The following is a 6,792-nucleotide window of genomic DNA, read 5'->3' as shown; positions in this document are numbered from 1 at the left end:
GTATCGATATAAGCAATGAAGTCCTTTCTAAATTAGGATATTCAAAATAATTTTATACATTTGCAACCGAAAGAAAGACACTTATAATAAACTAAGAAATTAATAATATAAAATAGAATACTAAAGTTATGTTGAAAAAATTAGCATTATTGCTTATGCTCGTTGCACCAATGAGCATATTTGCACAGAAGTTCGGATACTTCAAATCAGAATCAATCATCTTGGTTATGCCTGAATACGCTAAGGCTCAGACAGACATCCAGGCATTGCAGAAACAATATGAGGATGAAATCAAACGTGCATCTGAAGAGTTCAACAAGAAGTTTGCTGAATTCCAGCAGGAACAGAAGAACCTTCCTCAAAACATCCTTGAACGTCGCCAGAAAGAACTTCAGGAACTTTCAGAAAAAGGAATGCAGTTCCAGCAGGACGCTCAGCAGCAGTTGCAGAAAGCTTATGCTGACATGATGGCTCCTATCTATGAAAAGATGGAAAAATCAGTTCAGACTGTAGCTAAAGCAGGTGGTTATATATTCGTATTCGACTTGAACCGTACTGATATCCCTTACGTTGACGAAACTCAGGCTAAGGATATCACAAACGACATCAAGACTAACCTCGGTATCAGCCTGTCAGCTGCACCATATGTACCACAGGTACCTGCTACACTTCCGGCAGCAAAATAATATTATTAAATTAAACATATAGCGTAAGTGAAGAATCTGTCTACACACCTGATGTGTACAGGTTCTTCACTTTTTAATTTTGAATGATATGCCATATCTGAAAAGTTTGATAAAAGGCCCTATAGGAGTATTCGATTCCGGCTACGGCGGACTGACAATACTGAAGGAAATCAGAAAAGCATTACCCGAATATGACTATCTGTATTTGGGCGACAATGCACGTACCCCATACGGTACACGTTCGTTCGAAGTGGTGTACGAATTTACCTTGGAAGCTGTCACCAGACTTTTCGAAATGGGATGTCCTTTAGTGATACTGGCCTGTAACACTGCTTCTGCCAAAGCCCTGAGAAGCATACAGCAGAATGACCTGCCTTACCTGGACGATTCAAGACGTGTATTAGGGGTTATCAGACCGACTGCAGAAAGTATAGGGGAAATCACGAAAAGCCGTCATGTAGGCATTCTCGCTACATCAGGCACCATTCACTCTGAGTCATATCCTATGGAAATAAAGAAGTTGTTTCCTGATATCACTGTAAACGGTGTGGCATGCCCTATGTGGGTTCCTTTGGTTGAGAACAAAGAATATGATTCTGAAGGGGCTGACTTCTTCGTAAATAAATATATCAACGAACTGCTGGACAAGGATGCGGATATTGACACTATAGTACTGGGGTGTACGCACTATCCGCTATTGATAGACAAAATAAGGCGGTTTACTCCGGAAGGCATAAATATAATCACACAGGGGGAATACGTCGCTACAAGCCTGAAAGACTATCTCCGCAGACATGACGAAATAGCTTCAAGATGTACCAAGAACGGTAAATGTGAGTTTCTCACAACCGAATCAGTAGAGAAATTCAAGGAATCGGCTTCGATATTCCTACATGAAGATGTGGAGGTGAGGAGTATAACTCTCGAATAAGATTACAGAAGTCTGCGACTAAGGTATCTCACCGGATACCACACGGATATAAAGCCTACTATCAGAACTGTAGCAAACACTAAAACCACATCCCACGCATGAACGCTCACCGGATATGCATCTACGATAAAACTTCCTGCAGTTCCCAAAGATATTATACCGTATTCCTGCTGGATAAGGCACAAGACAAGACCTATAATCACTCCTGACACAGCACCGATGAACGAAATCATCCTTCCTTCGAAAAGGAATATACGCACTATCTGACTGTCCGAAGCACCAAGATTGCGCAATGTCTGTACATCGTTTTTCTTGTCTATTATAAGCATTGACAGAGAGCCGATAACATTGAAACATGCTATCATAAGGATAAACGTAAGGAATATGTATGAAATGAGTTTTTCTATTTCCATTATCCTGAATGTGTCTGCCTGCTGCTCGTAACGGTTCTGGACACGGAAATCATCTCCTAATTTCTCTTTCAGTTTCTTTATTACGGTATTCTCATCCGCATCCGGAGTAAGACGAAGATTAACGGCTGAAACTTCGTTTGTGTACTGAAAAAGGCGGCGTGCGAAGCCAATGGATGTTATAATGTACGATGCATCGTATTTTTCCTGATTCACAGTGAAGGTCAGACCTGAGGAAAAGAGCTGGTCGCTGACGAAACTGCTCATAGGGTTTGACATATTGATACGGCTTCCACGTTTGGGAGCGTATATTTCAAGCGGGTCAAGAAAGCGTATTCCTGTACCTAAAGTAGAAAGTAACTGCAGACCGGGAATAGCGTAATCCACCACCTCATCGTGCAGAATAAGCTCTCCTCTGCCGAACAGGATACTGTCAATCGGAGTAAGCTTGTCGAAATTATCTTCCACTCCTTTTATTACTGCCATTGCCTGACGTCCCTTATATTGTACCATGGCGTTATCCTCTACCGATTCGGAATATACGGCAACTTCAGGCATGGTCCTGATTTCGGCAAATACAGGCTCGCTACCGTCAAAGACCTTTCCCTTGACGGATGTAATCTTTATCTGTGGGTCAAAGGCTGTGAAAAATGTAGCCACCATATCCTGGAACCCGTTAAAAACAGAAAGTGTGCAGACCATGGCCAGTGTGGCCAAAGCGACTCCGCACACAGATATAGCAGAAATTACATTAATGGCATTATGCGATTTCTTTGAGAACAGATACCTTTTAGCAATAAAAAAAGGAAAATTCACGATGAAACTGTTTAATTGTGAAGACTTTTAGTCGTTCAGAAGTTTGTCAATCTTTTCAACGTAGTCAAGTGAATCGTCAATGAAGAACTTCAGTTCCGGAATGATACGCAACTGGTGACGTACGCGGTTACCAAGTTCATAACGGATAGACTTCATATTGTCATTGATGTTCTTTACTATCTCCTCTCCTCTCTCAGAAGGGAAAACGCTCAAGTATACACGTGCATAGCTCATATCAGGGCTGATTCTGACTATACTGACAGAAACAAGCACACCCGGCATTGATTTTGTCTGAACCAGAAACATCTCACTCAATTCTTTCTGAATGAGTCTGGCTATTTTGTTTTGTCTGGTAGTTTCCATATTATCTTTTATTTTTTTCTTATTATGGTAAGCCCGTCGCGCATAGGCAATATTACTTTCTCCACTCTCTCGTCGGTAGCTACCAAGTCATTGAATTTCTTTATTCCTATTGTCTGAAGGTCCGTGTGATGCGGATTCTCCTCAAGCACATGACCATCCCAAAGGGTATTGTCGGCAAGGATATATCCACCTTTGCGAAGCTGTTTGAGAATCATCTCGTAATACTCGACATAATAACGCTTGTTACCGTCCATAAACACAAGGTCGAACGTAATATCCATCGTCGGCACTATCTCCAGAGCATCACCTATATAGAATTTAATTTTGTCTGCATATGGTGAATTCTCCAGCCATGGGCGTGTGAAATCTTCCTGTTCGTCGTTAATCTCGAATGTATGAAGCATAGCTCCATCTTCAAGACCTTCGGCCAGACAAAGGGCGGAATATCCGCTGTATGTACCTATCTCAAGCACCTGTTTCGGACGAATCATCTGTACAAACATTTTCAACATTCGTCCCTGAAGATGTCCCGAAGCCATTCGGGGACGCAGCAGTTTTACGTGCGTCGCCCGATATAATGCTTTCAGATATTCTCCTTCTTCATCAATGTGACGAAGTATATAATCGTCCAGTGCGTCCGTTTCTTTCATTATTGATTATAAGTAACGGTTTTTGTTAGGAAGAACATAATCATCAGCGTGCTCAAGAACATCGTTCACCTGATTGATTTCAAGGAATGAAGTCTTAGTACCTGCCTTACCACTACTCAAGTATGCCACCATGTCGTTGCCTGAAAGAACTCCGTCAGTGATAAGCTTGCGAAGAGCTGTGAAATAGTATTCCTGTCCGTTTGCTTTCTCAGGCATATAGATAGCTTCAACACCGTAAGAAAGAGCAAGATGACGCATTGTCTTTTCCTTATAACAGATAGCCAATACAGGATGTTTTCCACGATAAGCAGCAAGGCTGCGAGCTGTCAAACCACTGAAACTGTCTGTGATAATAGCATGTATAGGCATAAGGTTAGTGGCGCGTACTGCTGATTTTGCAAGGAAGCCTGTTACATCAGCGTTCTCTGCAGTAAGACGAATCTGAATATCGTTTTCTTCCATCTTGTCTTTCTCTGCCTGTGCTGCAATCTTAGCCATTGTCTTAACTGCTTCTACAGGATACTTACCGTATGCAGTTTCACCACTAAGCATCAACGCATCTGTACGATAATAGATTGCATTAGCAATATCAGTAACTTCAGCACGAGTAGGACGTGGATTGTTAATCATAGTGTGAAGCATCTGAGTAGCAACGATAACCGGTTTGCGAGCCAAGATACATTTCTTGATTAACTGACGCTGGATACCAGGGATACGTTCCTGAGCAACTTCGATACCCAAGTCGCCACGTGCAACCATAACGCCATCGGCAACTTCAAGGATTTCATCTATATTGTCAACACCCTCCTGGTTTTCAATTTTTGCGATAATCTTGATATCACTGTTGTGTGCATCAAGTATCTCACGGATATCAAGAACATCCTGACGGTTACGGACAAATGAGTGAGCAATAAAGTCGATATCTTTTTCAATAGCATAAAGGATATTGTTGCGGTCCTTTTCTGTCAATGAAGGAAGATTGATACGGACACCAGGTACATTCACGCTCTTGCGGCTTCCCAAAGTAGCATCATTCTGTACTTCGCAGAACAAAGTAGTTTCGTTCTTGTCGACAACGGTCAAAGCCAAATCACCATCATCAATCAAAACAGAAGCACCAACAGAAAGGTCGTGAACAAAGTTTTTGTATGTTACAGAGATACATTCACGAGTAGTTTCCTGATCAGGATTACCTACTATCTGCACTTTATCACCAATCTTAAAATCGATAGGACCTTCAGCACCGGCTGTAGTACGCACCTCAGGACCTTTTGTATCCATAAGGATTGCAATGCGGTTAGACACTTCGCGCACATTGGATATCAATTTCTCAAATCCTTCACGGCTGGCATGAGCAGTATTCATACGAACGACGTTCATACCTGCATTAAAAAGATCTCTGATAAAATCCACTTCACAGCGCAAATCTGAAATGGACGCAACGATTTTTGTTTGTTTAAGCATCATAATAAAAAAACTATTATACCTGTTTTACATTATTTCGAATTAATAAAAGCTTCGACCGCCAGTCTGTACGAGTCCAGGCCAAAGCCACATATCACTCCCTTACATGCACACGAAATCATAGACTTGTGTCTGAATTCCTCCCTTGTGTGTACATTCGAGATATGCACCTCTATTGCAGGCGTTGTTACAGCCCGTAAGGCATCCTGTAAGGCTATTGAAGTATGTGTATAGGCACCGGCATTGAGTATTATGCCGTCGAATGAGAATCCAATCTCATGAATTTTGTTTATCATTTCACCTTCCACATTGGACTGATAATAGGCAAACTCCACTTCAGGATACTGCGACACTAATTTCCTGAAGTACTCTTCAAAAGAAACAGCTCCGTAGATAGAAGGTTCACGCTTTCCCAATAAATTTATATTCGGGCCATTGATTATTTGTATTCGCATCGTTTATTTTAATATAAACTTTTATACCTTTGTAATAATATGGTGCAAAGATAATAAAAAAGAATGAATAATAAGGAAGTAAGCAAACAAATTATAACAAAGTATAAACAATATCTCCGGCTCGAAAAGTCTTTATCGGACAATACTGTTATGGCTTATATGAGTGACCTGGAAAAGTTAACTATATATTTGGCCGAAGAAAGGATAGACATAACGGATGTCACATTAGACGATTTGGAGAATTTTGCCGCAGGATTGCGGGATATAGGCATACATCCACGCTCGCAGGCCAGGATATTATCAGGAATCCGTTCTTTCTTTCAGTTCCTGTTACTTGACGGATACATAGAGCAAGACCCTTCCGAACTTCTTGAATCTCCTCAAATAGGGAAACACCTGCCGGACATCCTTAACGTAGAGGAAATAGACAGTCTGATTGGAGCTATAGACAGAAGCACAAGAGAAGGGCAGCGCAATTGTGCCATCCTGGAAACCCTGTACAGTTGCGGATTACGCGTTTCGGAATTATGCAATCTGAAAATCTCAGACCTGTACCTCGACGAAGGTTTCATAAAAGTGGACGGAAAGGGAAGCAAGCAGCGCCTTGTTCCTATTTCCCCGAAAGCCATAAAGGAAATCAGGAACTATTTCCCATTCAGAAATGAAGGCCTTGTCAAGCCGGACTTTGAGGATTATCTTTTCATTAGCAGATTCGGGAAGAACATTTCAAGGATTATGGTTTTTCATGTAATAAAAGAACTTGCTGAAAAAATCGGACTGAGAAAGGCCATAAGTCCGCACACATTCAGACATTCATTTGCTACACACCTGCTTGAAGGAGGAGCGAACCTCAGAGCCATACAAAGCATGTTAGGCCATGAGAGCATCGGAACTACGGAAATTTACACACACATTGACAGAAGGAAATTAAGGGATGAAATCATCAATCACCACCCACGAAATAACAAAAAATCACTATAGAGGAAGCCAAAATCATAAATTTTAAGTATTTTTCAT

The 6,792-nt window shown here is 41.3% G+C and carries 8 protein-coding genes; 3 read left to right on the top strand and 5 right to left on the bottom strand.

The features are described 5' to 3' along the window. Window positions 1-128: 128 nt before the first annotated feature. Window positions 129-686, top strand: coding sequence for an OmpH family outer membrane protein (locus QZ379_RS09430; protein ID WP_291563660.1), 558 nt, complete (start codon window positions 129-131; stop codon window positions 684-686). Window positions 687-774: 88 nt separating this feature from the next. Next, window positions 775-1,617 carry a glutamate racemase gene (gene murI / locus QZ379_RS09425; protein WP_291563657.1) on the top strand — a complete coding sequence of 281 codons (843 nt, stop codon included), beginning with the start codon at window positions 775-777 and terminating at the stop codon, window positions 1,615-1,617. A gap of 2 nt (window positions 1,618-1,619) precedes the next feature. Here the strand turns inward: murI and QZ379_RS09420 are convergent, their stop codons facing one another. Genes QZ379_RS09420 through aroQ form a run of 5 tightly spaced genes read right to left on the bottom strand, consistent with a single transcriptional unit; the run spans window position 1,620 to window position 5,775 of the window. After that, window positions 1,620-2,843: an FtsX-like permease family protein gene (locus QZ379_RS09420; RefSeq protein ID WP_291563656.1), complete on the bottom strand. Its 1,224-nt coding sequence runs from the start codon at window positions 2,841-2,843 to the stop codon at window positions 1,620-1,622. A 27-nt stretch (window positions 2,844-2,870) separates the two neighbouring features. After that, window positions 2,871-3,206, bottom strand: a complete 336-nt coding sequence (gene rbfA / locus QZ379_RS09415) for a 30S ribosome-binding factor RbfA (protein WP_291563654.1) — start codon at window positions 3,204-3,206, stop codon at window positions 2,871-2,873. A gap of 8 nt (window positions 3,207-3,214) precedes the next feature. Next, window positions 3,215-3,856, bottom strand: a complete 642-nt coding sequence (locus QZ379_RS09410; protein ID WP_291563652.1) for a class I SAM-dependent methyltransferase — start codon at window positions 3,854-3,856, stop codon at window positions 3,215-3,217. 6 nt (window positions 3,857-3,862) lie between these two features. Then, window positions 3,863-5,323, bottom strand: a complete 1,461-nt coding sequence (gene pyk / locus QZ379_RS09405) for a pyruvate kinase (protein WP_291563650.1) — start codon at window positions 5,321-5,323, stop codon at window positions 3,863-3,865. Window positions 5,324-5,352: 29 nt separating this feature from the next. Then, entirely contained in the window at window positions 5,353-5,775 is a 423-nt protein-coding gene (gene aroQ, locus QZ379_RS09400) for a type II 3-dehydroquinate dehydratase (protein ID WP_291563648.1), read from the bottom strand. A 63-nt stretch (window positions 5,776-5,838) separates the two neighbouring features. Between aroQ and xerD the strand changes: the two genes are divergently transcribed. Beyond that, window positions 5,839-6,756 (top strand): site-specific tyrosine recombinase XerD, encoded by a 918-nt coding sequence (xerD, locus tag QZ379_RS09395; protein ID WP_291563637.1) that lies wholly within the window; start codon window positions 5,839-5,841, stop codon window positions 6,754-6,756. Window positions 6,757-6,792 lie beyond the last annotated feature (36 nt).

Source organism: Bacteroides sp. (assembly GCF_019417265.1).
Classification (GTDB): domain Bacteria; phylum Bacteroidota; class Bacteroidia; order Bacteroidales; family Bacteroidaceae; genus Phocaeicola.
This window is presented reverse-complemented; position numbering and strand designations above follow the sequence as displayed.